Origin of the sequence: Streptomyces sp. CHD11, assembly GCF_018638295.1 — a bacterium.
Taxonomy (GTDB): domain Bacteria; phylum Actinomycetota; class Actinomycetes; order Streptomycetales; family Streptomycetaceae; genus Streptomyces.
Map to the genome: position 1 here is coordinate 100,669 of NZ_JABTTS010000027.1, position 24,976 is coordinate 125,644.

Genomic DNA, 24,976 nt, shown 5'->3' on the forward strand with positions numbered 1-24,976 from the left:
GCGTCAGTCCTTCTCGGGTGCGCGGGTCACGTCGAAACGCTTCATCTGTTCCAGCACCGACTCCGCCGTGGGCCGGGGCATCTCGTCGACGATCCTGCCGTCCGCGAGGAAGAGCACCAGGTCGGAGTGGCCGGCGGCGCCCGGGTCATGGGTGACCATGACGACGGTCTGGCCCAGTCCGTCCACGGCTTCGCGCAGGAAGCCCAGGACCTCGAGGCCCGCCCGGGAGTCGAGATTGCCGGTCGGTTCGTCAGCGAAGATCAGCTCGGGCCGCGAGGCCAGCGCCCGCGCGCAGGCCACCCGCTGCTGCTGGCCGCCCGACAGCTGCGCGGGCCGGTGCCGCAGGCGGTCCCGCAGGCCCAGCGTGTCGATGACCCGGTCCAGCCACTCCTCGTCGGGCTTCTGGCCCGCGATGTCCATGGGCAGCGTGATGTTCTCGCGCGCGTCCAGGGTCGGGATGAGGTTGAACGACTGGAACATGAACCCGACCCGGTCGCGCCGCAACCGGGTCAGTTCGCGGTCCTTCAGTCCCGTGACCTCGGTCTCTCCCAGCCACACCTGTCCGGCGGACACGGTGTCCAGACCCGCCAGGCAGTGCATCAGCGTGGACTTGCCGGAGCCGGACGGCCCCATGACCGCGGTGAACCGTCCGCGCGAGATGTCCACGTCCACCGCGTCCAGGGCGATCACGGCCGTCTCGCCGGAGCCGTACGCCTTGGTCAGGCCGCGGGCGCGGGCCGCTACCCCGTCACCCGGCGCGACGCCGGGGGCGTGCTCCGCAGCAGATGTGGACAAGGCCGCCTCCTCGTGCAGGGACATCCGGTCGTGTGTCGCGCCGAGGGTAGTGTGATGCCGCCCACAGGCGATATCCCCCGTGAGTGCGGGACCGTCTCCCTCCCAGGTCGGGTCCCCCGAGTCCGGTGTAAGGGGCACCATTCCGTCACGGAACGCAGGCGCGACCGGGAGCACCTCCCGCGCGGCGTGAGCGGAGACCGGAGCGCTGGACGAGCGCCGACCGCCGCGTCGGGGCGTTGTCCGGGTGGGCGATGCCGACGTGGACGCGGGTGCAGGGGCGCGCCGTCGAGGGCCGCGAACGGAGCCGTGAAGGGCCGATGCCGATGCCGCGCGGCGCGGCGCCCGGGGCGGCGTGGACGCGCGGTCTCCGCGAAGGTCGTGTCCTGTCGAGTCGTCGCCGGCCTCGGCGGGGAAGCGACCGCGCTGCGGCCGGACAGCGCCGCTGGAACGAGTGGTCAGCCGCCGCCGGCGGGGTCGTCGCCCGCCGGCCGCCACGCGGTACCGAGCACGCAGTACGACTGGGGCAGGGCCGGCCCGTTCTCGGGCATCATCAACCGCCGGTACGGACCGAGGACGAACCCCGCCTCCCGCAGCGCGCCGACCGCGTCCCGCGCCACGTGGCAGCCCCCTGCCAACGGCGGCCACACCGTGCGGTCCAGGGTCCGCTGGGTGAAGTGCATGACCCGGCCGCCGCCCCGGCCGTGCTCGAAGAACCGCACCTCGCCGCCGGGTCGCAGCACCCGCCGTACCTCCGCCAGTGCCCGCGCAACGTCCCGCACACTGCACAGCACCAGGCAGAGCACCGCCGCGTCGAAGGCCCCGCTCTTCACCGGCAGCGCCTCCGCCGTACCCGGCGCCACATCCACCGGTACGTCGGCGCGCAGGGCGGCCTCCAGGGCCAGCGCGCGCAGCGCCCGCTCCGGCTCGATGGCGACGATCTCCGAGACGGCGCCGGGGTAGTGCGCGAAGTTCAGACCGTTGCCCGCGCCGACCTCGACCACCCGGCCGGACAGCCCGGTGAGCAGTCTGCCGCGCACTGCCGCCATGCCCAGGCGGGTCTCCGCGGCCACGCTGGCCCGGGCGTAGTAGCGGGCGAACACGGGGTGGTGCACGGGATCCCGTGCCGTACCCGCCAAGCGGGCGGACCGCGACTGCATGAGGACCTCCCCGGGGACGGGCCTACGCGGATTCTCCCCCCGGACCCCTCCGGCGAACCCGGTGATCACCGGACATCCGCCACGATCCCGGAGAGACCCCGTACCGGGGCGGGCGGCGGGGTGTGGGGCTCGCGTCGGGTGAGTCCTCCGGGCGGGTGCGGCCGGTGTGGCGCAGGCGGCCGGATGCCGGGGCGGGGGTGCCGGCTCTCGCGGTGGGGAGGGCGGCCCCGCCGCGCCCGCGTCAGGGGGCCTCGCGTACTTGGAAGGCCTCGGCGTCCCAGGTCCCCTCCAGACGCGGCGCCAGCCACCGGGGCGCCGATGTACGGAATGCGGTGGGCCCGAGGGCGCCCGCCCCGGCCGGTACGGCGCCCAGCAGCGGAGCCCTCGTCACGTCCGGCAGGTCCAGCAGGTTGCAGCGCGCCGCCAGATCCGGCTCGCCGGGCCAGCTGCCGATCACCACACCCGCCAGGTCCAGCCCCCGCCCGCGCAGCTCCCGGGCCGTCAGCTCCGCGGCGTTCAGGGTGCCGAGCGCCGCCGGCGCCACCACCAGCACCGGCGCGGACAGCAGTGCCGCCGCGTCCGCCAGGGTGCCGCCCGCCGCGTCGAACCGTACGAGCAGCCCGCCCGCGCCCTCCACCAGGACCAGATCGTGCTCCGTGGCCAGCTTGGCGGCCCGCTCGGCGACCTCGTGCGGACGCACGGGGGCCCGGCCGGCCCGGCGGGCCGCCGTGGCCGGGGCCAGCGGATCGGGATAGCGGGCGAGCTCGTCCGCCGTCACGGCGCCGGCCAGCCGGACGACCTCCTCGGCGTCCCCGGGCTCGCCCGGCCGCACGCCGGTCTGCGCCGCCTTGAGCACGGCGACCGACCGGCCGGCCGCCAGCGCCGCCGCGGCGAGCGCGGCCGTCACCACGGTCTTGCCGACCTCGGTGCCGGTGCCCGTGATCACCATCACCGGCATGTCATCCCTCCTTCGCCGCCGCGCACACCGCGCGGGCGATGCGCGCCACGTCCTCGTCGCCCGTGACGTACGGCGGCATGGTGTAGATCAGATCGCGGAACGGGCGCAGCCACACACCCTCACGCACCGCGGCCCGGGTGGCCGCCGCCATGTCGACGGGGTGATCGAGCTGGACGACCCCGATGGCGCCGAGCACCCGCACGTCCCGCACACCGGGCAGCGCGGCCGCGGGCGCCAGCCCGTTGCGCAGGCCCGTCCCGATCCGCCTGACCTCGGCGAGCCAGTCCTGCCCGAGCAGCAGCCCGATGGACGCGCAGGCCACGGCCGCCGCCAGCGGATTGGCCATGAACGTCGGACCGTGTGCCAGCACCGGCACCTCACCGCGCGAGATGCCCTCGGCCACCCGGCCGGTGCACAGTGTCGCCGCCATGGTCAGATAACCGCCGGTCAGTGCCTTGCCGACGCACATCACATCCGGTGTCACCGCCGCGTGCTCCGCCGCGAACAGCGCTCCCGTGCGGCCGAACCCGGTCGCGATCTCGTCGAACACCAGCAGCACGTCGTGCGCGTCGCACACCTCGCGCAGCACCCGGAGGTACGCGGGGGAGTGGAACCGCATCCCGCCCGCGCCCTGGACCACCGGCTCGACGATCACCGCGGCCAGTTCACCTGCGTGCCGTTCGACCGTCTCGCGCAGACGGGCGGCGTACGCTTCCTCGTACTCCACGGGCGGGGCGTCGGCGAACACCTGACGGGGCAGCACCCCGCTCCACAGCTCGTGCATCCCGCCCTCGGGATCGCACACCGACATCGGCTGCCAGGTGTCGCCGTGGTAGCCGCCGCGCCAGGTCAGCAGCCGCCGCTTCTCCGGCCGGCCCAGCGAACGCCAGTACTGCAGGCACATCTTCACCGCGACCTCGACCGACACCGACCCGGAGTCGGCGAGGAACACATGCTCCAGGCCCTCCGGGGCCATACCGACCAGGAGTTCCGCCAGCCGCACGGCGGGCTCGTGTGTGAGCCCGCCGAACATCACATGGCTCATCCGCTCCAGTTGCCCGCGCGCTGCCTCGTTGAGCACCGGGTGGTTGTAGCCGTGGATCGCCGACCACCAGGACGCCATCGCGTCGACCAGTTCCCCCGACCCGTCGGCGAGCCTCAGCCGCACCCCGCTCGCCGACTCCACGACCAGTGGTTCCTGACGGCCCGGCATGGGGCCGTAGGGGTGCCAGACGTGCCGCCGGTCGAGTTCCAGCAGTTCGGCGACGGACCGCTCAGGCATTGGGCGCGAGATCCGTTCCGGCCCCCCGGCGGCGGACCGCGACCAGGTCGGTGCGGGGCTCCTCGGGCGCGCCGCCGCGGGAGTCCGCGGTCGCGGTACCGCACGTTCCCGCGCCCTCGTGCGATCCGCAGCCGCCGCCCGCGCGGTGTTCCGGCAGAGTCACCTCTCCGGTGCCCTCGACCTCGAACCCGGCGTCCGCGATCATCTCCAGGTCCGCCCGGCCGGCCTGTCCCTCGCTGGTGAGGTAGTCGCCGAGGAAGATCGAGTTGGCCAGGTGCAGCGCGAGGGGCTGCATCGTGCGCAGGTGCACCTCGCGGCCGCCGGCGATCCGCACCTCGGCGTCGGGGCACACGAACCGCACCATCGCCAGAATGCGCAGGCAGCGCTGGGGGGTCAGGTGCCACTCCTTGGCGAGCGGTGTGCCCTCCATCGGGATCAGGAAGTTGACCGGCACCGAGTCCGGGTCCAGTTCGCGCAGCGAGAAGACCACGTCGACCAGGTCCTCGTCGCGCTCGCCCATACCCGCGATCAGGCCCGAGCAGGCCGACAGACCCGCCGCGTGGGCCTTGCGCACCGTGTCCACCCGGTCTGCGTACGTGTGGGTGGTCGTGATGTCCCCGTACGTCGCCTCGGAGGTGTTGAGGTTGTGGTTGTAGGCGTCCGCGCCGGCCTCACGCAGCCGCTCCGCCTGGCCGTCGGAGAGCAGCCCCAGACAGGCGCACACCTCGACGCCCTCGTTCTGGTCCTTGATGGCCTTGATGGTGTCGGAGACCCGGTCCACGTCACGGTCGGTGGGGCCCCGGCCGCTGGCCACCAGGCACACCCTCTTGGCGCCGCCGGAGAGCCCGGCGGCGGCGGCCCGGGACGCCTGGTCCGGCTTGAGCCAGGTGTACTTGAGGATGTCCGCCCTGGAGCCGAGCCGCTGGGAACAGTAGGAGCAGTCCTCCGGGCAGAGACCGGACTTGAGGTTGACGAGATAGTTCAGTTTCACCCGCCGGCCGAACCAGTGCCGCCGCACCCTTCCGGCGGCGGCCACCACATCGAGCAGGTCGTCGTCGGACGTCGCGAGGACGGCCAGTGCTTCCGCGCGGGTCGGCGTCTCGCGCCGAAGCCCCTTGTCCACCAGCGTGTTCAGCAGGTCCATGAGAGCCGATCCTGTCCTACCCGACCCGCTCGGGCCAAGGAGAGTTCGTACAACAGAGGCGCTCGGGCGTGTGGCTATTGCCACACAGCGGCCCGACGGGCCCCCGGCTACTGTCTGTCCACTGCCTACAAAATCCCCGGAGGACCCATGGCGTTCGGCTGGATCGACGAGCAGGCGGAACTGCGCCGCCGGGCCGGACTCGTACGCACCCTGCGTCCCCGGGCCGCCGACACGCCGCTGCTCGATCTGGCGAGCAACGACTACCTCGGGCTGGCCCGGCACCCCGAGGTCACCGAGGGCGCCGCGCGGGCCGCGCGGACCTGGGGCGGCGGCTCGACCGGTTCCCGGCTGGTCACCGGCACCACGGAGCTCCACGCCGAGCTGGAACGCGAGCTGGCCGGGTTCTGCGGCTTCGAGGCGGCCCTGGTCTTCTCCTCCGGCTACGCCGCCAACATGGCCGCCGTCACCGCGCTGGCCCCGCACGGCTCCGCCATCGTCTCCGACGCGGGCAACCACGCCTCCCTGATCGACGGCTGCCGGCTGGCCCGCGGCACCACGCGGGTCGCGGCGCACCGTGACCCCGATGCCGTACGCAAGGCGCTGGACGGGCACGACGGACCCGCCGTGGCGGTGTCCGACACCGTCTTCTCGGTGGACGGCGACGCCGCCCCGCTCGCGGAACTGGCCGGGGTGTGCCGGGAGTACGGCGCGGGTCTGGTCCTCGACGACGCGCACGGTCTCGGCGTGCTCGGTGAGGGCGGCCGCGGCGCTCCGCACGCGGCGGGGATCGCGGGCGCCGACGACGTCGTCGTCACGGTGACGCTGTCCAAGTCGCTCGGCAGCCAGGGCGGAGCGGTGCTCGGCCCGGCGCGGGTGATCGAGCATCTGGTCAACGCGGCGCGGACGTTCATCTTCGACACGGGACTCGCCCCCGCGGCGGCGGGCGCGGCCCTGGCGGCGCTCCGGCTGCTGCGCCGCGAACCCGGGCGCGCGGCGCGGGCGGGAACGGTGGCACGCGAGCTGCACACGCGTCTGACGGCAGCGGGTCTGGAAGCGGTGTGTCCGGACGCCGCGGTCGTCTCCGTGCGTGCCCCCACCCCGGAGCAGGCCGTGCGATGGGCGGCCGACTGCCGGGCGGCCGGCCTGTCCGTGGGCTGCTTCCGGCCTCCTTCCGTGCCCGACGGCATCTCACGGCTCAGACTGACCGCCCGCGCGGACCTGTCCGGGGCAGAGATCGAACGCGCTGTACGAGTGATCGGCGAGACGCGACCATGAGTCGGCGGGACACGGCCGTGCGTCGCTCGATGACGGGGTGACGAGTTGACGGATCGACGGATCGACGGGTGAAAGGGGCCGGTCGGTCGATGCGGGGCCCCGTCAGCGGACCGCGGTCACGAACTCCGTCCAGCGCCCGGGGGAGAAGAGCAGCGCGGGTCCGTCAGGGTCCTTGGAGTCGCGCACGGCGAGCAGTCCGGCCAGCGGGCCGGCGGCCGGCCTGGCCGTCTCGACGCAGTTGTTCGCACCCGTGCTGTAGCTGCTGCGCAGCCATGGCACGCCGTGGAGTGCGCGGCTGGAAGGGATGGTCCGAGGCGGTGCGGGCATCGTGCCTCCTTACGCGCCGGCTGCTGCGCCGGCGATGAAATCCAGCGAGTCCTCGGGTGAAAGGGCGTGAAGGGAAAGGGTGTCGAAGGCCTCCATGTAGGCCCGGAGGTCTTCCTTCCCCTCCAGATAGAGGCTACTCGTCAAGTGGTCGAGAACAACCACGTCGAGATCAGAAGTGCGCGAAAACGAAAAGATTACAAAAGGACCGGTCACTCCGATGTGTGCTCCGGCACTGAACGGCAGTACCCGCAGCCGCACTTGGGGCAACCGGGCCGCTTCGACCAGCCGGTCGAGCTGACGCGCCATCACCCCGGGCCCGCCGACCTCCCGGCGCAGCACCGCCTCGTCCAGGACCGCGCTCAGCTCCAGAGGCGGATCCGTCCGCAGCACGTCCTGCCGGGCCAGGCGCACCTCCACCAGCGTGTCCAGACGCTCCTCCGACGCGCCCTCCGTCGCCGCCGCGGTCACCGCCCGCGCGTACTCCGGGGTCTGCAGCAGCCCCGGGATCACCGTGGTCTCCAGGGTGCGCATCGCGCTCGCCTGCGACTCCAGGCTGATGAAGTCCCGGTAGGTCGGCGGCAACACCCCGCGGTAGGCGTGCCACCAGTGATGCCGGCCGCCGTCGTCACCGGTGCCCGACAGCACCAGCAGCAACTCCCGCAGCTGCGGATCGGCCACACCGTAGACGTCGAGCAGTAACCGTACGTCGGCCGGTTTCACCCCGCTCGTGCCCGTCTCGATCCGGCTCACCTTCGACTGGTGCCAGCCCGCCAGCCGGGCCGCCTCACCGCTGGTGAGTCCCGCCGAGGTGCGCAGCGCGCGCAATTCGGCGCCCAGTTTGCGGCGGCGCACCGCGGGCCCGTGCTGCATGGGCTTCTCCTTACTCCCTCCGGGCCGCCCGGATACGGTCTCCCGTCGCAGAGTTCACCGCTTTGAGCGACAGATATATGCATATCTTGGTGGATCGCAGCCCCGCGCCGTGCGGGGATGGCAGTCTGGCGACGAACCACCAGTGCGGGACCGTACTCGAACCAACCGCTCCGTGTCGGACCGCGGCCCGTGGGAAAGGGACGACATCGCCATGGCAGACCATCTGGAAGCATCCGTCACTCTGCCGAGCGAGCCCGCCTCGGTCTCCGCCGCGCGCGCCCATGTGGTGGGGACACTGGGGGAATGGGGCATGCCGGCGGACGCGGAGCTGGCCGACACCGTCAGGCTGATCGTCTCGGAACTCGCCACCAACGCGGTGCAGCACACGTGCGGGCAGTCACCCACCTTCACGGTGGACGTCGTCCTGGTCCGCGACGAACGGGTGCACATCGGCGTGACGGACAGTCATCCCCGTTTTCCCAAACGGCTGCCCGCCGCCGTCCAGCAGGACAACGGGCGGGGGCTGGTCATCATCCGCTGGCTGGCCGCCGAATGCGGGGGCAGACTCAGGATCCGCCCCACGCGTGAGGGCGGGAAGACCGTCTCGGTCGAACTTCCCTGGACGGGCGCCGTCCCGGCCGCCGAAGCGGTCACGGCGGGACAGCAGGAGCCTTAGGGTCTCTCGTTCGCATCAGGCCGGGCTCGCGGCGTCCGGCCTGATCCGAACGCAAGACCCCAGCCGGGCCTCCCGCCGGGCGGGGTCACTTCACGCGGCCGTAGGAGACGCTCCGGGTCCAGATCTTCTGCAGACGTACGACGTCCCCGGTCTTCGGGGCGTGCCAGATCTTGCCCTTCCCCGCGTAGATGCCGACGTGGTAGACGTAGCCACCCGAATGGAAGAACACCAGGTCTCCGGCCTTGCGGCTGCCGGAGGAGATGTGGCGCGTCTTGTTGTACTGCTGCGCGGCGGTGCGCGGCAGTTTTTTGCCGGCCTTCTTGAACGAGTACAGCGTCAGACCCGAGCAGTCGAACCGGTTCGGTCCGGTGGCGCCCCACTGGTACGGCGAGCCCTTCTTGGACGCGGCGATACGCAGTGCCTTGGTGGCGTGGCCGGCGGCGTCCGCCTCCGAGGCGGCTCCGGGGACCACGAGGGAGGCGCCCACGGCGGCCAGGGTGAGGGCCGAGGCCGTACCGGCGCGGGCCATGAGAGACGGGACACGATTGAGCGCAGTCATGCGCAACCCTTCGTCAGCCGCCTGTGAAGGATGACCTGTCGGATTCGGGCTGGCGAAGTGGCCCGGCCGCACGAGTGCGGCTTCACCCCAAGGGCTGCTCGGAACCGGGGTTCCGGCGACCCGTCGTGCTTGGGTCCTCCACTCCTGCCGATCCACTCCTGTCGACCGGTCATCCGCGCGGCGGCAGGACTCGGCGTCCGCCCGGATCGCCCCGCCGCGGCGGCGGGGTCTTGTCGTCAGTCAGCGATCTTGGCTCATCACGCGATCGAAAACACAACGGAACGGGGGGTTTGTGTTGTTACTCACCACTCATCCGTTCGGATGAACGCTGGGCCGTTCGATCCGTTGTCCAGGGCCGGGGTGAGCCCCGGACCAGCGGCGGAATGTTCCGTTCCGTCCTCGGGTGACGGGTCCCGCGCAACTTGAACGGTCTCAGAACAGGAGGTTCGTCTACGCCGGATGGTGGTACGCCGTTCGGTCCGTTTCGACGCCTGCCGCCGGCCTCCGCCGACGGGTCCGCGTGCTTTGGACCCGTCGGTGTCAACTGCCGGAAGCGGGCGGGAGTGTGACCCTGGCCGTGCGCCGTTCGCCGGCCAGGACCCGCAGGGCCCTGGACAGCGCTTCCGCGTGCAGATGGCCCGCTGCCCGTCCTCCTTCAGTCGCTGCGCGGCGGGGCCGGGGTGACGGACTGGCCGACTGGGTAAGGAAGCGGCTCGCCGTGCGGACCGCGTGAACACGGCCGGCGTGCGGGCCGCCGCCCGGGTCCGCGCCCGCGCCGACGGCCGGGGCGGGACCTGTCCGCCGGTGCGGGGGAGCGAGGGGCCAACTGGCCCTGGGACGGACCCGGGGGAGCCCGGCCGAGGCGCACGTCCTGCTGGTCGGCGCCATGAGCGCCCCTCTCGGCGGGGACCGGCTCACGCTGCGGGCGGACGTGGAACCGGGTGCCCGTCTCCGGTGCGGTCGGCCACCGCCGGCCTGGCACTTCCGGGCGGGCACCCGGCCGAGGCAGGCTACGACGTACGTCTGACCCGTCGGGGCGGGAGGCGAACTGCGCCGGCTGCCCCGACAGTTGTTCTCCGTCGGGGGGAGCGGGCTGCGTCCTCCACGGACGTCCGCCCGGCCCGGCTCGTGCTCCGTGAGGAACAGGTGCTGGGGCGGGCCGGAGAGCAGCCGGGAGACTCACCTCCCGGCTGACCGCGCGGATCGCGGGCGCACCGTCCTTGACCAGGAACTGGCCTGCGGCCCCGGGGCGCCCGGCGGACGGGACGGTCCCGCCGTACTCGGCGGGCACCGGGCCGTCGGTCAGCTCGTCGTCGCCCGACCGGAGTTCGAGAAGAAGCCGGTCGCCGCGGGGGAGCCGGGGGAGGGCGCCGCCGTCCTGCCGCTCCCCGGCCCCCACGGTGCTCCTGACCGCCGTGGCGCCGGACGCCCTGCCGGTGCGGTGCCTTCTCGACGAGGCGCTGTCCTCCCTCGCTCCGGCCTTCGGGTGAGGGGGCGGCCGGAGCGCTCCGGCCGCNCATCCGGCGCCTGACGCCGGACACCGGGCGCCGGCCGCCCCCTCACCCGAGAGCCCGCGGGTTCAGCCCCGCGGCAGACGCGGGAACCGGCGCCCGGCCTCCGCCTTGCGCTCGGCCTCCTCCGCCTTGGCGACAGCCGCGTATGTGTCCACGTACTCCTGCCCGGAGAGGGAGAGGATGGCGTACATGATCTCGTCCGTGATGGCGCGCAGGATCGCCTTCTCGCCCTCCATCCCGGCGTAGCGCGAGAAGTCCAGCGGTTCGCCGAAGCGGATCACCACGGGGTGGATGCGCGGGATCACCGTGCCCGGCGGCTGCGCCTCGAAGGTGCCGATCATCGCGCAGGGGATCACCGGGACGCCGGCCCGAAGGGCCATCACCGCGACTCCGACCTTGCCCTTGTACAGGCGGCCGTCGTGCGAGCGCGTGCCCTCCGGGTAGATGCCGAGCAGTTCCTCCTTGCCCAGCACCCCCAGTCCCTCCCGGATGGCGGCCTGTCCGGCGTCCTTGCCGGAGCGGTCGACCGGGATCTGGCCCGCGCTGCGGAAGAAGAACGCCGTCAGCCGGCCCTTGAGGCCGGGGCCGGTGAAGTACTCGGCCTTGGCGAGGAAGGTGATGCGCCGCTTGAGGACGGCCGGCATCAGGAAGTGGTCCGAGAACGACAGATGGTTCCCCGCGACGATGGCGGCCCCGGAGGACGGAACATGATCCAGGCCCTCTATTCGCGGCCGGAAGACCAGTCTCAGCAGCGGGCCCAGCAGCACATATTTGAGCAGGTAGTAGAACAAAAGCACGCTCCTCGACTCTGACGAACGGGCAGTGCCACCGCGTTCCAGCAGGTCATCCGGCACGTCACGAGGTGCCAGTCTAGGACCGGGCGGCGCGGCCCGGCACCAGGCCGGCCCGACCGGAAGCCACCGGCCGCCCCCGCACGGCTGAACGCCCGTCAGCACGCCCGGGACGGCGGGTAGGCTCGCCGTATGCGGATCTCCGTCTCCTCCGACATGGACGAACCCGTGGCCCGCGCCCTCCTCGCCGAACTGCGCGAGCGCGGCCACGACGTACGCGTGCACGGCGCCCTCAACCCCGGGGACGACCCGCAGTGGGCGGTCTGCTCCGAGGCGGCGGCCCGTGAGGTCGCCGACGGGGCGGCCGACCAGGCGGTGGTGTGCTGCTGGACCGGTACCGGCGCCTCGATCGCCGCCAACAAGGTGTCCGGCGTACGGGCCGCGCTCTGCACGGACGCCTACACGGCGGACGGCGCCCGCCGCTGGAACGACGCCAACGTGCTCGCCCTCAGCCTGCGGCTGACCTCCCCGCCGCTGCTGAGGGAGATCCTCGACGCCTGGTTCGCGGCCTCGCCCAGCGACGACCCCGAGGACCGGCGGAACGTGGAACGGACCGCACGGCTCGACCGCGCGCGCACCGGCACCTGACGGACGCGGCACCCCGGCCGCCGCCCCCGGATCACTCCGGGGGCGGGGTCAGGGACTGCTCCGCCCAGATGATCTTCCCCTCGGGAACGAACCTGGTGCCCCACCGCTGCGCAAGCTGGGAGACCAGCAGCAGTCCGCGCCCACCCTCGTCCATCGCGCGCGGATGGCGCAGATGGGGTGCGGTGGCGCCGCCGTCGCGCACCTCGCACACCAGCGCGCGCTCGTGGATCAGCCGCAGCCGGACGGGGCCCGAGGCGTGCCGGATGGCGTTGGTGACCAGTTCGCTGACGATCAGCTCCGTGGTGAGCACCAGCTCCTCCAGCCCCCAGCGGGTCAGCTGCCGGGTGGCGGTCCGCCGGGCCTCGGCCACCACGGCCGGATCAGCGGGCAGGTCATGGACCGCGACCTGTTCCGGGGCGAGACGCTTGGTACGCGCCATCAGGAGAGCGACATCGTCGTCGGGGCGGGCCGGCACCAGCGCGTCGATGACGGCCCGGCAGCTCGGGCCGAGCGCCGTCGGGGCCCCGGCGAGCGCCTGCCGCAGCCGTTCGCGGCCCGTGCCGCCGGACCGGGGGCCCTCACCGGCCAGCAGACCGTCCGTGTGCAGGGCGAGGGTGCTGCCCTCGGCCAGGTTCAGCTCCACCGCCTCGAACGGCTGGCCGCCCACACCCAGCGCCGGGCCCTGCGGCAGATCCACGAAGGTGACCGTGCCGTCCGGTGCCACCACCGCCGGCGCGGGGTGCCCGGCGGCGGCCATCGTGCACTGGCCGCCCACCGGGTCGTAGACCACGTAGAGACAGCCGGAACCGAGGGACCGTCCGGGAGCGTCGGCCCCGGGCTCCCCCTCGCCGCCGTCCCGCGCCGAACGGGAGGCGAGGTCGTCCAGGTGGGCGAGCACCTCCTCGGGCGGCAGATCGATCGCGGCCAGCGTCCGTACGGCCGTGCGCAGCCGCCCCATGGCCGCGGCGGCGTCGATGCCGTGTCCCGGCACCTCGCCGACGACCAGGGCGACGCGGGCGCCCGAGAGCAGGATCAAGTCGTACCAGTCGCCGCCCAGACCGGTCAGCTCGTCGGCCGGGCGGTAGCACGCCGAGACCTCCACGGCGTCCTGCTCCGGCAGCCTGCGGGGAAGCAGACTGCGCTGGAGGACCAGCGCGGCGTCCCGCTCCCGGGTGTAGCGCCGGGCGTTGTCCACACTGACGGCGGCACGGGACACGAGGTCCTCGGCCAGTGCGAGGTCGCCGGTGTCGAAGGGGTCCTCGCGACGGCGGCGGAAGAACGTGGTGACGCCCAGCGTGACGCCCCGCGCCCGGATCGGGACGATCATCACGCTCTGCAGTCCCAGCTCCAGGAAGGTGGACTCCCGGTCGCCCGGCGCACCCGTGGCCCACTCCAGGGCCAGCGGGTCGAGCTGCTCCTGACGCCAGGACCGGCCCGTGGTCAGACAGCGTGCGGGCGGTGAATCCGCCAGGTAGCTCACGACCGCACCGGTCTCCATGACCGTCCGCGGCAGGTCCTCGTACCGTGAGCGGTGCCCCGCTCGGCGCAGGGGCACCCGCTCCGCATCACCGAGCGGGCCCGACGGCAGCTCGGCGCCCCTCAGCACCGTCTCCAGCAGGTCCACGGTCACGAAGTCCGCGAGCCCCGGCACGGCGACGTCGGCCAGCTCCTGCGCCGTGTTCATGATGTCCAGTGTGCGGCCGATGTACTGACCGGCCCGGTCGAGCAGGGCGAGCCGCTGACGGGCACGGTGACGCTCCGTGATGTCCACGACCGTGTAGTACACGCCCATCGGGCTGCCCCGGTCGTCGTCGAGGCGGGTGAACGACAGCATGTGCGCGGTCTCCCGCAGAGGTGCCGACCGCACACGGCCGACGTGCTCGTAACCGATCACCTGTTCGCCGGTCTCGAGCGTGTGGCGCATCTGCGCCTCCACGGGGTCGGCGTCCAGACCAGGCTGGACGTCGCCGATCCGCAGTCCCAGCCGCCGCTCGGCCGGGCCGCCGCCGAACTGCTCCAGCGCCGCGTTGGACCACACGTAGCGCAGGTCCGTGTCGACGATCGCGATGCCGATCGGGGTCCGGGCGACCATCTGCTCCAGCAGGGAGCGGCTCATGTCCCAGCCGGCGGAGCCGGCCAGCTCGGAGAGCAGGACCAGCAGGGACGTGCCGCCCTCGGGCTCCACGGCCCGGGTGAGCCGCACCATCACCGGGATCCGGCGCCCGTCCCGGTGCAGGGCGGTCATCAGCCCCGCCCAGTCCCCGTCGGACCGGCACCGCTCGACCGTGTCCGGCACCCGCTCGGCGTCGTCGGGGGTCAGCAGTTCCCCGAACTTCCGGCCCACCACCTCGGCCGGGCGGTACCCCAGCAGCCGTTCGGCGTGAGCGGTCCAGCCCGACACCATGCCGTGCGGATCGAGCAACAGGGGAGCCGCGTCGGCCACGTCGAACCCCTGCCGGGTGCCGTCCTGCTCCTTGCGTCCGCCCACGGCCGACCTCTCTGTCGCTGACAGTGGTCTACCACCTCTTGTCCCCATCTTCACCCTTGGAGCCGGGCGGTGGCTCCCGGAGGAGCCGGGGCGGTGCCGTCCCCCACCGGGGCGGCGGAGGACGGCGGGGCGGTTCAGGCGTCGCCGAGTACCTTCTCCAGGGTGCCGAGGGCGCCCCGGAGCTCCCCCGCCGTGATGGTCAGCGGCGGGGCCAGCCGGATGGTGGAGCCATGGGTGTCCTTGACCAGGACGCCCTCCCGCATCAGGCGCTCGCTGACCTCGCGGCCGGTACCGAGCGCCGGGTCGACGTCCACGCCCGCCCACAGACCACGGCTGCGGAAGCCGACGATCCCCCTGCCGGTCAGCGCCCGCAGACCCTCGCGCAGCACCTCGCCCAGTTCCGCGGCCCGGCGCTGGAACTCACCCGTCTCCAGCAGTTCCACCACGGCCGTGCCGACCGCCGCGGCCAGCGGATTGCCGCCGAACGTCGACCCGTGCTCACCGGGGTGCAGTACCTGGAGCACCTCACGCCGGGCCACCACCGCCGAGACCGGGACGATGCCGCCGCCCAGCGCCTTGCCGAGCAGGACCATGTCGGGGACGACCGCCTCGTGCTCCACGGCGAGCGTCCGCCCGGTGCGGCCGAGGCCCGACTGGATCTCGTCCGCGATGAACAGGCATCCCTCGCGACGGGTCAGCTCCCGCACCCCGGCGAGATAGCCGTCGTCCGGAATGATCACCCCGGCCTCGCCCTGGACGGGCTCGATCAGCACCCCCGCGGTCGTCTCGTCGACCGCTTCCTCCAGCGCCGCCAGATCGTTGTACGGGACCACCCGGAAGCCCGGGGTGAACGGCCCGAACCCGGAGCGCGCGGTCTCGTCCGTCGAGAAGCTCACGATCGTCGTCGTACGGCCGTGGAAGTTGTCCGCCGCCACCACGATCGTCGCCCGGCCGTCCGGGACGCCCTTCACGTCGTAGGCCCATTTGCGCGCCACCTTCACGGCGCTCTCCACGGCCTCCGCGCCGGTGTTCATCGGCAGCACCATGTCCAGCCCGGTCAGCGCCGCCAGCCGCTGCGCGAACTCCGCGAGCCGGTCGTTGTGGAAGGCCCGCGACGTCAGCGTGAGCCGGTCCAGCTGGCGGTGCGCGGCCTCGACCAGCGCGGGGTGGCGGTGGCCGAAGTTCAGCGCCGAGTAGCCGGCCAGCATGTCGAGATACCGCCGGCCCTCCACGTCCTCCACCCAGGTGCCTTCCGCACGGGAGACGACCACGGGCAGTGGATGGTAGTTGTGCGCGAGGACCGGTTCCTCCGCGCCGATCAGCTCGGCGGACGTACGCGCGGGGACGACAGAGGTCATGAGCGGATCTCCTGAGTGCAGCACTTGATGCCCCCGCCCGCCTTGTGGAACTCGGACAGGTCGACGGGGACGGGAACGTAACCGCGGTCGGCGAGCAGCCCGGCGAGGTGCGCGGCTCCCGGCGAGACGAACACATGGCGTCCGTCGGAGACGGAGTTCAGACCGAACGCCATCGCGTCCTCGCGCGTGGCGAGCACCGCGTCCGGATACAGCCGGGCGAGTACCTCGCGGCTGCCCGGCGAGAACGCCTCAGGGAAGTACGCGATGTTCCGCTCGTCCAGCACGAACAGCGCCGTGTCCAGGTGGTAGAAGTACGGATCCACCAGCGTCAGACCGATCACCGGCACGCCGAAGAACTCCTGCGCCTCGCGATGCGCCTCCCGGGTGGTGCGGAACCCGGTACCGGCGAGGATCCAGGGCCCCGCGGGCACCAGGTCGCCCTCGCCCTCGCACACCGACTCCGGGTGCTGGACGTCGAAGCCCTGGGCCTTGAACCAGGCCTCGTACGGCACCGACTCCGGGCGCCGCTGGGGGGCGAGGTAGCGGGAGCCGAGGACACGGCCCTCCACGACGACCGCCGCGTTCGCGGCGAACACCATGTCGGGCAGTCCGGGCTCGGGCTTCACGGTCTCCACGGTATGACCGTGGTCGCGGTAGGTGTCGACCAGCGTCCGCCATTGACGCCGGGCGAGGGAGACGTCGACGGGACGGTCGGGACGCATCCAGGGGTTGATCGCGTACCGGACGGCGAAATGTCTGGGTTCGCAGACGAGGTAGCGCCGCCGGCTCGCCACACGGGATCCGGGCACAGAGGGGTTCCTCCGCTTCCACGCGGTGCCGACTGGGGGTGCTTCCACGGTAGGAACCCACGGGGACGGACGACAAGGAACAAGAGCTGCGCGCCCACGCAGGATCACTGCGTGTTCACATCGCCCGGCGCACGTCTGCTGCGCCGTCCGGCGCGGGCTGGCTCACTCCCGCCTCGGGACTGTCCGGAAGCAGATGGGACAGCACCATCACACTGATCGTCTTGCGGATGAACGGCTCCTGGCGGATCCGTTCCAGCACCTCCTCGAAGTGCTCCACGTCCCGGGCCCGTACGTGCAGCAGCGCGTCCGCGCCTCCGGTCACCGTCATCGCCGCGGCGATCTCCGGATGGTTGCGCACCACCTCCGCCAGCCGCCGGGGCGGTGCCGCCCCCTCGCAGTACACCTCGACATAGGCCTCCGTGCGCCAGCCCAGCGCCGCCGGCCGGACCGTCGCCGTGAACCCGGTGATCACCCCGGTCTCGCGCAGCCGGTCCACCCGGCGCTTGACCGCCGTCGACGACAGCCCGACGGCCGCGCCGATCTCCGCGAAGGACGTCCTGGCGTTCGCCATCAGAGCCGTGACGATCTTCCGGTCGAGCTCGTCGAACGGCGTGGGCCTGCTGCTCATGCGGGCACTGTATCCAGCGGCGGCCGGCCGCCCCGCGCACCGCGTCCGGCCGTCGACGCCCTTGTCCGGCACGTGTGCACACGGGCGAAACACCCCTACACTCCACCTTCATGCTGCGCGCCCTCGCCGTCGACGACGAACGCCCCTCGCTGGAGGAGCTGCTGTACCTGCTGAACGCGGACCCGCGCATCGGCAGTGCCGAGGGCGCGGGCGACGCCACCGAGGCGCTGCGCCGCATCAACCGCGCCCTGGAATCGGGCCCCGACGGGCCCGAGGCCATCGACGTCGTCTTCCTCGACATCCAGATGCCCGGACTCGACGGCCTCGACCTGGCCCGGCTGCTCGGTGGCTTCGCCCGGCCGCCGCTCATCGTGTTCGTCACCGCCCACGAGGACTTCGCCGTCCAGGCCTTCGATCTCAAGGCCGTCGACTACATACTCAAACCCGTCCGCAAGGAACGGCTGGCGGAAGCCGTCCGCCGCGCCGCCGCGCAGCGCGACACCACCCGGCGGGACGCGGCACCGCGCGACACCACCCATCGCGACACCACCCCGCGCATCCCCGTGCACGAGCCCGACCCGGACCACATAGCCGTCGAGCTCGGCGGCGTCACCCGCTTCGTCGCCGTCGACGACATCACCCATGTCGAGGCCCAGGGCGACTACGCCCGGCTGCACACCGACCGCGGCAGCCATCTCGTCCGGATTCCGCTGTCCACCCTGGAGGAACGCTGGCGCTCCCGGGGCTTCGTGCGCATCCACCGCCGCCATCTGGCCGCCCTGCGGCACATCGGCGAACTCCGGCTCGACGCCGGTACCGTGAGCGTCCGGATCGGCTCCGAGGAACTCCAGGTCAGCAGACGGCACGCGCGCGAACTGCGGGACCTGCTGATGCGCCGGACCACGAGCTAGGGGAAGCACACGCATGGCCCAGGACCCGACCGAACGCCGGGTGGTCGTCACCGGCCCGCCCCGGCGCGCCCGCCGGACCTCCGGCTACTACCGGCCGCGCACCGAGATCGACGAGCAGACCACCCTCGGACACACCTACGTCCGCTCCCTGATGCGTATCCAGCTGCGCGCCGGCCTCACCGTCTTCGCCGTCCTCGCCCTGCTCATCGGCCCGCTCCCGCTGGTCTTCGCGGTCGCCCCCGACGCCCGCCGCCTGGAGTGGGCGATACTCGGCTTCGGGCTGTACCCCCCGCTGGTCCTGCTCGCCCGCTGGTACGTACGCCGCGCCGAACGCAACGAACGCGACTTCGTGCGCCTCGTCGAGGACCGCTAGGGACCCGGGGACCACCAGCGCCGTGAACTACACCTACGCCGTCACCGCCGTCGCGCTCGTCGTCCTCTCGACGGTCCTCGTCGGCGCCTTCGGCCTGCGCATATCCCGCACCACGTCCGACTTCTACGTCGCCTCCCGCACCGTCGGCCCCCGCCTCAACGCCGCCGCCATCAGCGGTGAGTACCTCTCCGCCGCCTCCTTCCTCGGCATCGCGGGCCTGGTCCTGGTCCAGGGGCCCGACATGCTCTGGTACCCGGTCGGCTACACCGCCGGCTATCTGGTGCTGCTGCTGTTCGTCGCCGCCCCGCTGCGCCGCTCCGGCGCCTACACGCTGCCCGACTTCGCCGAGGCCCGGCTCGCCTCGCAGACGGTGCGGCGGCTCGCCGGAGCCTTCGTCGTCGGGGTCGGCTGGCTGTACCTGCTGCCCCAGCTCCAGGGCGCCGGGCTCACCCTGACCGTCCTCACCGGCGCGCCCGACTGGCTCGGCGGGGTCATCGTCGCCGTCGTGGTGACCGTCATCGTCGCCGCCGGCGGCATGCGCAGCATCACCTTCGTCCAGGCCTTCCAGTACTGGCTGAAACTCACCGCCCTGCTCGTCCCCGCCCTCTTCCTCATCCTCGCCTGGCAGAGCGACGGCGCGCCCAGCCACGCCTTCGACGAGCCCGCCGCCTTCCGCGAACAGCGGACGGTCCGCATCGAGGACACCCTCGACCTGAGGCTCGCCCGGCCCCTCACCGTGACCGTGGAGGGCACCGTGGACGGCCGGGACCACGACGGCACCGAGGTCGGCCTGTCCGCCGGCACCCACCGCATCGACGGCGGCACACGGCTCACCTTCGCCCGGGGCGCCGAGGTCCCCGCCGCCGGCCGCGGCGCCGACGACGCCCTCTCGCCCTCCCGCGCCGAATCCCGCGAGAAACGCCCCCTGTACGCCACGTACGGGCTGATTCTCGCCACCTTCTTCGGCACCATGGGCCTGCCCCACGTGGTCGTCCGCTTCTACACCAGTCCGCACGGAGTGGCCGCCCGCCGCACCACCGTCGCCGTCCTCGGCCTGATCGGCGCCTTCTACCTGCTGCCGCCGGTCTACGGCGCCCTGGGCCGGCTGTACGCCCCCGAGCTGACCCTCACCGGGAGCGCGGACGCCGCCGTGCTGCTGCTGCCCGGCCGGATGATCGGGGGAGTGGGCGGCGACCTCCTGGGCGCGCTGGTCGCCGGGGGCGCCTTCGCCGCGTTCCTCTCGACGGCCTCCGGGCTCACCATGGCCGTCGCCGGGGTCCTCACGCAGGACGTGCTGCCCTCCCGCGGTGTCCGGCACTTCCGGCTCGGCACCGTGTTCGCGATGGCCGTACCGCTCGGGGCGAGCGTCCTGGTCGGCGGTCTTCCGGTGGCCGACGCGGTGGGTCTCGCCTTCGCGGTCTCGGCCTCCTCGTTCTGTCCGCTGCTCGTCCTCGGCATCTGGTGGCGCCGGCTGACCCCGCCGGGCGCCGCCGCCGGGATGCTGGTGGGCGGCGGTTCCGCCTTCCTCGCCGTCGCCGCGACCATGACCGGCTACCCGGGCGAGGGTCCCTGGCACGCCCTGCTCGCCTGGCCCGCGCTGTGGTCGGTGCCGCTGGGCTTCCTCACCATGGTCCTGGTGTCCCTGGCCACCCCCGGCCGCGTACCTCCAGGCACGGCGGCGGTGCTGGCCCGCTTCCACCTCCCGGAGGAACTGCGCTCGGAGGAACGGCGCACGGAGGTGTCGGCGTGAGTGGTTTCCTCGCCGGTCTGCTCGTCGCCGTCCTGCCCCTGCTGGCCGCCGGATTCTGGCTGGGCCGGCGCACCGCCCGGCCCACCAGCCTCGTCGGGCTCGGCACCCCCGTCGAGCACGCCACCTTCGAGACCCTGCACACCGCCTCACTGGCCACACCCCCGCTCCGGGCGGGACTGACCGAGGAGACCGCCGGACGATCCGCCCGCAAGCTGCGCTCACTGCTGGGCACGGACGCGCTGTGCCTCACCGACCGCGATCAGGTGCTCGCCTGGGACGGCGCCGGCGCCCACCACCGCACCGAGATCATGGAACGCCTCACCGGCCCCCTCGACACCGGCCGGGGCGAGGCATTCCCGCTCACCTGTGACACCCCCGACTGCTCGGTGCGCTGGGCGGTCGTCGCCCCGCTCACCGTCGACGACCGGGTGCTCGGCGCCCTCGTCGCCTGCGCGCCCCGCGAGTCCGCCGTCCTGGTCCGGGCCGCCGGGGAGGTCGCCCGCTGGGTCTCCGTCCAGCTGGAACTCGCCGACCTCGACCAGTCCCGCACCCGTCTCATCGAGGCCGAGATCAGGGCGCTGCGGGCGCAGATCTCCCCGCACTTCATCTTCAACTCGCTGGCCGTGATCGCCTCGTTCGTGCGCACCGATCCGGAGCGTGCCCGGGAGCTGCTGCTCGAGTTCGCCGACTTCACCCGCTACTCGTTCCGCCGGCACGGCGACTTCACCACCCTGGCCGACGAGCTCCACGCCATCGACCACTACCTGGCACTGGTCCGGGCCCGCTTCGGCGACCGCCTCTCCGTCACCCTGCAGATCGCCCCCGAGGTGCTGCCGGTCGCGCTGCCCTTCCTCTGTCTCCAGCCGCTCGTGGAGAACGCCGTCAAGCACGGGCTGGAGGGCAAGGCCGACCGGTGCCACATCCAGATCACCGCACAGGACGCCGGCGCCGAGGCTCTCGTCGTCATCGAGGACGACGGCGCCGGCATGGACCCCGTCCTGCTCCGCCGGATCCTCGCCCGCGAGGTCAGCCCCACCGGCGGAATCGGACTGTCCAACGTCGACGACCGGCTCCGCCAGGTGTACGGCGACGACCACGGGCTCGTCATCGAGACGGCCGTGGGGGCGGGCATGAAGATCACCGTCCGGCTGCCGAAGTACCAGCCGGGTGTGCACCTGGCGGGTCGGCTGTCCCCGAAATGAGGCCGGCCGCCCCGGGCACGGCTCAGGCGCTGCGGGTGGCCACCATTCCCAAGGTGATCAGGCCCAGGACGACCCAGCCGAACCACAGCCAGCCGTTGCTGCCGAGCGCCACCGTGTACGCGGTCACGGCGACCAGCGCGCCTACGGTGAGTGCTCCCATGGTCTTCGTCGACGTGGAACCGTTCGTGGTACTGGGCATCGCAACACCCTCCTCATGGTTCGGCTGTCTCCATGGTGCCCCCGTTCCGCGCTTTTAGGGCGTACGCGGTCACAGGCGACCCCGTCGTCACGCGGAGCATCGCCATCGCCACGGTCCGTGTCCGCCGGGGGTTCCGTGACGCCCCGCCCCGGCCGGCGGGGCAACCGCCCCGGGAGCGGTCGCGGGGGACGGGGCGACCTCTAGCGCCCGGGGGTGTTCAGAGAGGCGAGATAGGCGTTGTACGCCTGGAGCTCCCTGTCCCCGTCCCGCTCGGCGGCACGGTCCTGTCGCTTCGCCTGCCGCTGGTCCGAGGCGTACCACTGGAACAGCAGTGCGATCAGGACCAGTACGGAGGGAACCTCGCTGAACGCCCAGGCGATGCCGCCGGCCGCGTTCTGGTCGGACAGCGCGTCGATGCCGAGCGAGCCGGGCGGGTTGTCGAAGGTCGTGATCATCGGTGTCGACGCCATCATCAGCGCGATGCCGAAGAAGGCGTGGAACGGCATGCCCGCGAACAATTCCAGCATGCGCATCAGGTGGCCGGGGCGGTGCGGACCCGGGTCCACGCCCATGATCGGCCAGAAGAAGACCAGGCCCACGGCGAGGAAGTGCACCATCATCGCGATGTGGCCCACCTGGGAGCCCATCAGGAAGTCGAACAGAGGTGTGAAATACAGGCCGTACAGGCTGGCGATGAACAGCGGGATGGTGAACACGGGATGGGTGACGATCCGCATGTAATGGCTGTGCAGCAGCATCAGCAGCAGTTCACGCGGCCCCTTGCGGCCCCGCCCGGCCGGCGGCAGCGCGCGCAGGGCCAGGGTGATCGGGGCGCCGAGCAGGATCAGAATCGGGGACACCATGCTGATCATCATGTGCTGGACCATGTGCACGCTGAACATGACCATGCCGTAGTCGTTCAGCGCCGTGCACATCATCAGCCCGATGCTCAGCACGCCGGTGCCGAACGCGACGGTCCGCCCCACCGGCCACTTGTCACCGCGCCGCACCAGCCGCACCACTCCGTAGCCGTACAGCGCCAGTCCCAGCAGACACGCGACGAGGAAGAACGGGTCGGCCGACCAGGCGAGCCCCCGTCCCAGCGTGAACGGCGGCAGATCCATCGTCATGCCGTGCCCGCTGTGATCCATCCGCCGGCTCCCTTTTCGTGCAGGTTGTACCCGATCCGTCCGCGCTCAGAGTACGACCGACCCCGGCCACACCGGTGACCGGGGTCGGTCGTACGCCCCGCGGTCCGCAGCGAACCCAGCCGAGCCCTTATCGGCGCCGCGCACTCACAGCACGCACTGCGCCTCCGCGTACCGCGAGTCCGGCACCGTCTTCAGCGTCTCCACCGCCTCCGCGAGAGGCACCGTCACGATGTCCGTGCCCCGCAGCGCGGTCAGCCGGCCGAACTCCCCCCGGTGCACCGCCTCCACCGCGTGCCATCCGAACCGGGTCGCCAGCACCCGGTCGTACGCGGTGGGCGTCCCGCCACGCTGTACATGCCCGAGGATCACCGGCCGCGCCTCCTTGCCGAGCCGTTCCTCCAGCTCGAGGGAGAGCTGCCGGGCGATCCCGGCGAACCGCTCATGCCCGTAGACGTCCTTGCCGCCCTCGTCGAAGTCCATCGTGCCGGGCCTCGGCTTGGCGCCCTCCGCCGCGACCACGATCGCGAACCGCTTGCCGGCCGAGAACCGCTCGCCGACCTTCGCGGTCAGCTCGTCGATGTCGAAGGGCCGCTCCGGTACGACGACGGCGTGCGCGCCCGCCGCCATGCCCGAGTGCAGTGCGATCCAGCCCGTGTGCCGGCCCATGACCTCCACGATCAGCACCCGCTGATGGGACTCGGCGGTGGTCTTCAGCCGGTCGAGGGCCTCGGTCGCCACCCCGACGGCCGTGTCGAAGCCGAACGTGACGTCGGTGCCGGCGATGTCGTTGTCGATGGTCTTCGGCACACCGACTATCGGCAGGCCGTTGTCGGACAGCAGCCGGGCCGCCTTCAGGGTGCCCTCACCGCCGATCGGGATGATCGCGTCGAGGCCCAGCTCCCGGACGTGTCCCCGGGCCCGCTCCACACCGTCCCGCAGGTGCTCGGGGCGTACCCGCGAGGAGCCGAGGACGGTGCCGCCGCGGGTGAGGATGCCGCTCACCGCGTCGAGGTCGAGCTTGAGGTAGTCGGCCTCCAGCAGGCCCTTCCACCCGTCGCGGAAGCCGATGACCTCGTCGCCGTGGTCGACGACGGCACGGTGCACGACGGACCGGATGACGGCGTTCAGACCGGGGCAGTCGCCGCCGGACGTGAGGACACCAATGCGCATAGCCCGAAACAACCTTCTCGATGTGGGCCGGACCGGACCGCGCTGTCCGGCTCGATCCCCGCCACCCTAGCGGCTCCGAGGGGCCCGGCCGCATCCGGCGTCCGCCTGCTGGACGACCCCGCTCACCTGTGCGGAGCAGGCGTCAGACGGGCCGCCCGGACCCGTCCGACGCCCGGTGGCCACGGGCGCGCGGACGCCTCACGCGGGCTGCTGGGCCGCCGCGATCCGCTCGCCCCGCAGGGCCTCGTACCAGCGGTCGTCCGTCGGCGGCAGCGCGTTGACGTCCAGCGCCAGCTTCAGCAGCAGGTCGGCGATCTGCGGGTTGCGGGCGAGTACGGGGCCGTGCATGTACGTGCCGAAGACGGTGCCGTTGAACGCGCCCTCGGTGCCGTCCCCGGTGCCGTTGCCGTTGCCGAAGCGCACCTGGGCGAGCGGGCGCGCCGAGGGACCCAGATGGGTGACGCCCTGGTGGTTCTCGAACCCGGTCAGCGGGGGCAGTCCCAGCTGCGGGTTGATGTCCCCCAGCACGTCGCCCACGCACCGGTCGCCCTCGCCGCGCACCGAGACCACGTCGAGCAGACCGAGACCGGGCTCGCGCTGGCCGAGGTCGTTGATGAACTCGTGGCCGAGGATCTGGTAGCCGGCGCACACCGAGAAGACGATCGCGCCGTTCTCCACCGCGCGGTGGAGTCCGCCGTCCCGGCGCAGCCGCTCGGCGGCCAGCCGCTGCGGACGGTCCTCGCCGCCGCCGATCAGATAGATGTCGCCGGAGGTCGGGATGGGCTGGTCGCTGCGCACGTCGAGTCGCGCCACGTCCAGGCCGCGCTGGCGCGCCCGGCGCTCGACGACGAGGGCGTTGCCCTGGTCGCCGTAGGTGCTGAGCAGGTCCGGATAGATCCAGACGACCCGCAGCTGGTTGTCACTCACTTCAAGTCCCCTGA

The 24,976-nt window shown here is 72.6% G+C and carries 24 protein-coding genes, 1 pseudogene and 1 riboswitch; of the genes and pseudogenes, 8 read left to right on the forward strand and 17 right to left on the reverse strand.

The window, feature by feature from the left end; genetic code table 11:
* Positions 1-3 precede the first annotated feature (3 nt).
* The 5 genes from HTV45_RS24440 to bioB form a co-directional block, all read right to left on the reverse strand.
* Positions 4-795 carry an ABC transporter ATP-binding protein gene (locus HTV45_RS24440; RefSeq protein ID WP_215208014.1) on the reverse strand — a complete coding sequence of 264 codons (792 nt, stop codon included), beginning with the start codon at positions 793-795 and terminating at the stop codon, positions 4-6.
* 455 nt (positions 796-1,250) lie between these two features.
* Complete coding sequence (locus HTV45_RS24445) at positions 1,251-1,952, reverse strand: class I SAM-dependent methyltransferase (protein ID WP_215208015.1); 702 nt, start codon at positions 1,950-1,952, stop codon at positions 1,251-1,253.
* A 241-nt stretch (positions 1,953-2,193) separates the two neighbouring features.
* Complete coding sequence (gene bioD / locus HTV45_RS24450; RefSeq protein WP_215208016.1) at positions 2,194-2,910, reverse strand: dethiobiotin synthase; 717 nt, start codon at positions 2,908-2,910, stop codon at positions 2,194-2,196.
* Between the two features lies 1 nt (position 2,911).
* A complete protein-coding gene (locus HTV45_RS24455) occupies positions 2,912-4,192 on the reverse strand; it encodes an adenosylmethionine--8-amino-7-oxononanoate transaminase (RefSeq protein ID WP_215208017.1) in 1,281 nt (426 codons plus the stop codon).
* The gene (gene bioB / locus HTV45_RS24460; protein WP_215208018.1) at positions 4,185-5,336 is read right to left on the reverse strand and encodes a biotin synthase BioB; all 1,152 of its coding nucleotides are present in this window, start codon (positions 5,334-5,336) and stop codon (positions 4,185-4,187) included. Before bioB ends, HTV45_RS24455 begins: the two co-directional genes overlap by 8 nt.
* Before the next feature lie 147 nt (positions 5,337-5,483).
* Here bioB and HTV45_RS24465 point away from each other — a divergent pair, with 147 nt between their 5' ends.
* Positions 5,484-6,611, forward strand: coding sequence for an 8-amino-7-oxononanoate synthase (locus HTV45_RS24465; RefSeq protein WP_215208019.1), 1,128 nt, complete (start codon positions 5,484-5,486; stop codon positions 6,609-6,611).
* Positions 6,612-6,713: 102 nt separating this feature from the next.
* Here the strand turns inward: HTV45_RS24465 and HTV45_RS24470 are convergent, their stop codons facing one another.
* Entirely contained in the window at positions 6,714-6,938 is a 225-nt protein-coding gene (locus HTV45_RS24470) for a DUF397 domain-containing protein (protein ID WP_215208020.1), read from the reverse strand.
* A 9-nt stretch (positions 6,939-6,947) separates the two neighbouring features.
* Positions 6,948-7,808, reverse strand: a complete 861-nt coding sequence (locus HTV45_RS24475) for a helix-turn-helix transcriptional regulator (protein ID WP_215208021.1) — start codon at positions 7,806-7,808, stop codon at positions 6,948-6,950.
* Positions 7,809-8,019: 211 nt separating this feature from the next.
* Between HTV45_RS24475 and HTV45_RS24480 the strand changes: the two genes are divergently transcribed.
* On the forward strand, positions 8,020-8,484 hold the full coding sequence (locus HTV45_RS24480) for an ATP-binding protein (protein WP_215208022.1): 465 nt from the start codon (positions 8,020-8,022) through the stop codon (positions 8,482-8,484).
* 85 nt (positions 8,485-8,569) lie between these two features.
* On the opposite strand, the gene HTV45_RS24485 is transcribed toward HTV45_RS24480, so the two are convergent.
* Positions 8,570-9,043: a C40 family peptidase gene (locus HTV45_RS24485; RefSeq protein ID WP_215208023.1), complete on the reverse strand. Its 474-nt coding sequence runs from the start codon at positions 9,041-9,043 to the stop codon at positions 8,570-8,572.
* Between the two features lie 3 nt (positions 9,044-9,046).
* Positions 9,047-9,249: riboswitch (cyclic di-AMP (ydaO/yuaA leader) on the reverse strand.
* 523 nt (positions 9,250-9,772) lie between these two features.
* On the opposite strand from HTV45_RS24485, the pseudogene HTV45_RS34480 reads away from it, so the two are divergent.
* Positions 9,773-10,533: pseudogene (locus HTV45_RS34480) on the forward strand (urease accessory protein UreD).
* Between the two features lie 89 nt (positions 10,534-10,622).
* Here the strand turns inward: HTV45_RS34480 and HTV45_RS24490 are convergent.
* Positions 10,623-11,348, reverse strand: coding sequence for a 1-acyl-sn-glycerol-3-phosphate acyltransferase (locus tag HTV45_RS24490; protein ID WP_215208111.1), 726 nt, complete (start codon positions 11,346-11,348; stop codon positions 10,623-10,625).
* Positions 11,349-11,540: 192 nt separating this feature from the next.
* Here HTV45_RS24490 and HTV45_RS24495 point away from each other — a divergent pair, with 192 nt between their 5' ends.
* Positions 11,541-11,996, forward strand: coding sequence for an RpiB/LacA/LacB family sugar-phosphate isomerase (locus tag HTV45_RS24495; protein WP_215208024.1), 456 nt, complete (start codon positions 11,541-11,543; stop codon positions 11,994-11,996).
* A 31-nt stretch (positions 11,997-12,027) separates the two neighbouring features.
* On the opposite strand, the gene HTV45_RS24500 is transcribed toward HTV45_RS24495, so the two are convergent.
* The 4 genes from HTV45_RS24500 to HTV45_RS24515 all read right to left on the reverse strand — a co-directional run bounded on the left by HTV45_RS24500 (position 12,028) and on the right by HTV45_RS24515 (position 17,279).
* Positions 12,028-14,484 (reverse strand): SpoIIE family protein phosphatase, encoded by a 2,457-nt coding sequence (locus HTV45_RS24500; RefSeq protein ID WP_215208025.1) that lies wholly within the window; start codon positions 14,482-14,484, stop codon positions 12,028-12,030.
* Between the two features lie 134 nt (positions 14,485-14,618).
* Complete coding sequence (gene rocD, locus HTV45_RS24505) at positions 14,619-15,842, reverse strand: ornithine--oxo-acid transaminase (RefSeq protein WP_215208026.1); 1,224 nt, start codon at positions 15,840-15,842, stop codon at positions 14,619-14,621.
* On the reverse strand, positions 15,839-16,651 hold the full coding sequence (ddaH, locus tag HTV45_RS24510; protein WP_215208027.1) for a dimethylargininase: 813 nt from the start codon (positions 16,649-16,651) through the stop codon (positions 15,839-15,841). Before ddaH ends, rocD begins: the two co-directional genes overlap by 4 nt.
* Before the next feature lie 115 nt (positions 16,652-16,766).
* The gene (locus HTV45_RS24515; RefSeq protein WP_215208028.1) at positions 16,767-17,279 is read right to left on the reverse strand and encodes an Lrp/AsnC family transcriptional regulator; all 513 of its coding nucleotides are present in this window, start codon (positions 17,277-17,279) and stop codon (positions 16,767-16,769) included.
* Between the two features lie 110 nt (positions 17,280-17,389).
* Between HTV45_RS24515 and HTV45_RS24520 the strand changes: the two genes are divergently transcribed.
* From HTV45_RS24520 to HTV45_RS24535, 4 genes are read left to right on the forward strand one after another with little or no spacing between them, the layout of a single operon-like run.
* Positions 17,390-18,190: a LytTR family DNA-binding domain-containing protein gene (locus tag HTV45_RS24520; RefSeq protein ID WP_215208029.1), complete on the forward strand. Its 801-nt coding sequence runs from the start codon at positions 17,390-17,392 to the stop codon at positions 18,188-18,190.
* Between the two features lie 13 nt (positions 18,191-18,203).
* Positions 18,204-18,563, forward strand: coding sequence for a hypothetical protein (locus HTV45_RS24525; protein WP_215208030.1), 360 nt, complete (start codon positions 18,204-18,206; stop codon positions 18,561-18,563).
* A gap of 22 nt (positions 18,564-18,585) precedes the next feature.
* Positions 18,586-20,313, forward strand: a complete 1,728-nt coding sequence (locus HTV45_RS24530; protein WP_215208031.1) for a cation acetate symporter — start codon at positions 18,586-18,588, stop codon at positions 20,311-20,313.
* Positions 20,310-21,515, forward strand: coding sequence for a sensor histidine kinase (locus HTV45_RS24535; RefSeq protein ID WP_215208032.1), 1,206 nt, complete (start codon positions 20,310-20,312; stop codon positions 21,513-21,515). The genes HTV45_RS24530 and HTV45_RS24535 overlap by 4 nt, the downstream gene beginning before the upstream one ends.
* Before the next feature lie 22 nt (positions 21,516-21,537).
* On the opposite strand, the gene HTV45_RS24540 is transcribed toward HTV45_RS24535, so the two are convergent.
* The 4 genes from HTV45_RS24540 to HTV45_RS24555 all read right to left on the reverse strand — a co-directional run bounded on the left by HTV45_RS24540 (position 21,538) and on the right by HTV45_RS24555 (position 24,962).
* Entirely contained in the window at positions 21,538-21,714 is a 177-nt protein-coding gene (locus HTV45_RS24540; RefSeq protein ID WP_215208033.1) for a hypothetical protein, read from the reverse strand.
* A 200-nt stretch (positions 21,715-21,914) separates the two neighbouring features.
* Positions 21,915-22,865, reverse strand: a complete 951-nt coding sequence (locus tag HTV45_RS24545; protein ID WP_215208034.1) for a cytochrome c oxidase assembly protein — start codon at positions 22,863-22,865, stop codon at positions 21,915-21,917.
* Between the two features lie 144 nt (positions 22,866-23,009).
* Entirely contained in the window at positions 23,010-24,035 is a 1,026-nt protein-coding gene (locus tag HTV45_RS24550) for a 6-phosphofructokinase (protein ID WP_215208035.1), read from the reverse strand.
* Between the two features lie 198 nt (positions 24,036-24,233).
* A complete protein-coding gene (locus HTV45_RS24555; RefSeq protein ID WP_215208036.1) occupies positions 24,234-24,962 on the reverse strand; it encodes a type 1 glutamine amidotransferase in 729 nt (242 codons plus the stop codon).
* Between the last annotated feature and the right edge of the window lie 14 nt (positions 24,963-24,976).

Coding starts and splice junctions, on each gene's coding strand:
- HTV45_RS24455 (WP_215208017.1), bottom strand. CDS start 4,192: ATGCCTGAGCGGTCCGTCGCCGAACTGCTGGAACTCGACCGGCGGCAC.
- HTV45_RS24480 (WP_215208022.1), top strand. CDS start 8,020: ATGGCAGACCATCTGGAAGCATCCGTCACTCTGCCGAGCGAGCCCGCC.
- HTV45_RS24515 (WP_215208028.1), bottom strand. CDS start 17,279: ATGAGCAGCAGGCCCACGCCGTTCGACGAGCTCGACCGGAAGATCGTC.
- HTV45_RS24525 (WP_215208030.1), top strand. CDS start 18,204: ATGGCCCAGGACCCGACCGAACGCCGGGTGGTCGTCACCGGCCCGCCC.
- HTV45_RS24445 (WP_215208015.1), bottom strand. CDS start 1,952: ATGCAGTCGCGGTCCGCCCGCTTGGCGGGTACGGCACGGGATCCCGTG.
- rocD (WP_215208026.1), bottom strand. CDS start 15,842: ATGACCTCTGTCGTCCCCGCGCGTACGTCCGCCGAGCTGATCGGCGCG.
- HTV45_RS24550 (WP_215208035.1), bottom strand. CDS start 24,035: ATGCGCATTGGTGTCCTCACGTCCGGCGGCGACTGCCCCGGTCTGAAC.
- HTV45_RS24485 (WP_215208023.1), bottom strand. CDS start 9,043: ATGACTGCGCTCAATCGTGTCCCGTCTCTCATGGCCCGCGCCGGTACG.
- HTV45_RS24470 (WP_215208020.1), bottom strand. CDS start 6,938: ATGCCCGCACCGCCTCGGACCATCCCTTCCAGCCGCGCACTCCACGGC.
- HTV45_RS24540 (WP_215208033.1), bottom strand. CDS start 21,714: ATGCCCAGTACCACGAACGGTTCCACGTCGACGAAGACCATGGGAGCA.
- bioB (WP_215208018.1), bottom strand. CDS start 5,336: ATGGACCTGCTGAACACGCTGGTGGACAAGGGGCTTCGGCGCGAGACG.
- HTV45_RS24545 (WP_215208034.1), bottom strand. CDS start 22,865: ATGGATCACAGCGGGCACGGCATGACGATGGATCTGCCGCCGTTCACG.
- bioD (WP_215208016.1), bottom strand. CDS start 2,910: ATGCCGGTGATGGTGATCACGGGCACCGGCACCGAGGTCGGCAAGACC.
- HTV45_RS24520 (WP_215208029.1), top strand. CDS start 17,390: ATGCTGCGCGCCCTCGCCGTCGACGACGAACGCCCCTCGCTGGAGGAG.
- HTV45_RS24475 (WP_215208021.1), bottom strand. CDS start 7,808: ATGCAGCACGGGCCCGCGGTGCGCCGCCGCAAACTGGGCGCCGAATTG.
- HTV45_RS24465 (WP_215208019.1), top strand. CDS start 5,484: ATGGCGTTCGGCTGGATCGACGAGCAGGCGGAACTGCGCCGCCGGGCC.
- HTV45_RS24495 (WP_215208024.1), top strand. CDS start 11,541: ATGCGGATCTCCGTCTCCTCCGACATGGACGAACCCGTGGCCCGCGCC.